The following is a 674-nucleotide window of genomic DNA, read 5'->3' as shown; positions in this document are numbered from 1 at the left end:
GTTAAAGACACAACCGGAGTTCAAGCTTCTAAAGATGAAAATGGTAAGCTTGTTCTTACTTCAGCTGATGGTAGAGGCATTAAAATTACTGGAGATATAGGCGTTGGTTCTGGTATTTTATCAAATCAAAAAGAAAACTATGGACGCTTATCTTTGGTTAAAAATGATGGTAGAGATATCAACATAAGTGGAACCAATCTTAGTACTATAGGTATGGGTACAACAGATATGATTTCTCAAGCTTCAGTATCTTTAAGAGAATCAAAAGGTCAAATTTCAGCAACTAATGCTGATGCTATGGGATTTAATTCTTATAAAGGTGGAGGGAAGTTTGTTTTTACTCAAGCTGTAAGTTCTATTTCTGCATTTATGAGTGCATCAGGATCGGGATTTTCTAAAGGTTCAGGATTTTCTGTGGGTAGTGGTAAAAATTTATCAGTAGGTTTGACTGAAGGAATAAAAATTGTTTCAAGTGCAGCTTCAATGAGCAATACTTATGTTGTTTCTTCAGGATCGGGATTTTCTTCAGGTTCAGGAAATTCTCAATTTGCAGCTCTTAAAGCTACTGCTGCCAATACAACTGATGAAACTGCAGGCGTAACTACTCTTAAAGGTGCTATGGCTGTTATGGATATCGCTGAAACTGCTATCACTAATCTTGATCAAATCAGAGC

The 674-nt window shown here is 36.2% G+C and carries 1 pseudogene; it reads left to right on the top strand.

Annotation, left to right across the window (positions count from 1 at the left end):
- Positions 1-674 (top strand): annotated as a pseudogene (locus FBE93_RS08245) (flagellin); the annotation flags it as partial.

It is taken from the genome of Campylobacter sp. CFSAN093229 (genome assembly GCF_011068225.1).
Classification (GTDB): Bacteria; Campylobacterota; Campylobacteria; order Campylobacterales; family Campylobacteraceae; genus Campylobacter_D; species Campylobacter_D jejuni.
This window is presented reverse-complemented; position numbering and strand designations above follow the sequence as displayed.